Source organism: Microbacterium sp. Bi128 (assembly GCF_918698205.1).
Window position 1 is genome coordinate 1 of sequence record NZ_CAKKMM010001293.1, and the last position, 1,442, is coordinate 1,442.

Annotated in this window: 1 protein-coding gene; it reads left to right on the top strand. The window is 65.0% G+C overall.

What is annotated here, in order from left to right; genetic code table 11:
- The coding region (locus tag LQV45_RS32120) for an amino acid permease (RefSeq protein ID WP_230011572.1) at nt 1-1,442 on the top strand (1,442 nt) is incomplete at both ends.

Consider the following 1,442-nt stretch of genomic DNA (forward strand, 5'->3'; position numbering starts at 1 on the left):
GCTGAAGCGCACGCTAAGCACGTGGGACCTCATGATCATGGGGGTCGCGGTTGCCGTGGGCGCCGGGATCTTCTCGGTCGGCGCCAAGGCCGCCGCGAACTTTGCCGGCCCCGCCGTCACCATCTCCTTCGCGATCGCCGCCGTCACCTGCGCGCTCGCCATCATGTGCTACGCCGAGTTCGCCACGGCCATTCCGGTGGCAGGCTCCGCCTACGTCTTCACCTACGCGACCATGGGTGAGATCCTGGCGTGGATCATCGGCTGGAACCTGATCCTCGAACTCTTCACTGCCGGCGCCGTGATTGCGAAGTACTGGGGCATCTACCTCAGCAAAGTCTTTGCGCTCATGGGCGTGGACATTCCGCCGTCGATCTCCCTGGGCGGCGTCGACCTCTACTGGGGCGCCTTCCTGATCGTTGCCATCTTCACCGTGCTGCTGGTCCTCGGGACCAAGCTCTCCGCCCGCGTCGGCAACATCTTCACGCTCATCAAGATCGCGGTGGTCCTCTTCGTGATCGTCGTCGGCTTCACGTACGTGAAGTTCGAGAACTACGCCCCGTTCGTCCCGGCCTCCGAGCCGACCGGAGGCACCGGAACCGCGGATGTCCTCAAGCAGTCGTTCTTCGGCTTCCTGACCGGCGCCGCCCCGGCCCAGTATGGAACCCTCGGTATCTTCGCCGGCGCCGCCCTGGTCTTCTTCGCCTTCATCGGCTTCGACGTCGTCGCCACCTCGGCCGAAGAGGTCAAGAACCCGCAGAAGACGCTGCCCCGCGGCATCTTCGGCGGCCTGGCAATCGTTACCGTGCTGTACATCCTGGTGTCGCTGGCGTTGACCGGCATGGTCTCCTACACCCAGTTGGCTGAGGCCAAGAACCCGACGCTCACCACCGCCTTCGAGGCGGTCGGCAACACCGACGCCGCCAAGGTCATTGCCTTTGGCTCCCTCGTGGGCCTGACCACCGTGATCATGGTGCTGCTCATGGGCCTCTCGCGCGTGGTGCTCGCGATGAGCCGCGACGGCCTGCTTCCGCGCTCCCTGTCCAAGACCAGCTCGGTGCGGGGGACGCCGGCCCGCCTGCAGATCATCTGCGGCGCCGGAGTGGCGCTCGTCGCCGGCCTGACCAACGTGGACCTGCTCGAGGAAATGATCAACATCGGGACCCTGTCCGCCTTCGTGATGGTGAGCCTTGGCATACTGGTGCTGCGCAAGAAGCGCCCGGACCTGAAGCCGGCCTTCCGTGTCCCGTTTGGCAAGGTGCTCCCTGTCGTCTCTGCGGTCCTGTGCCTGTATCTCATGACGAACCTGGCCGTGGAAACCTGGATCTTCTTCGCCATCTGGCTCGTGATCGGTATTGCGATCTACTTCGCCTACGGCCAGCGCCACTCCCGGCTGAATGAAAAGTTCGCGGAGGCCCGCGCCTCGGTGAACGGCACGGCCAGCG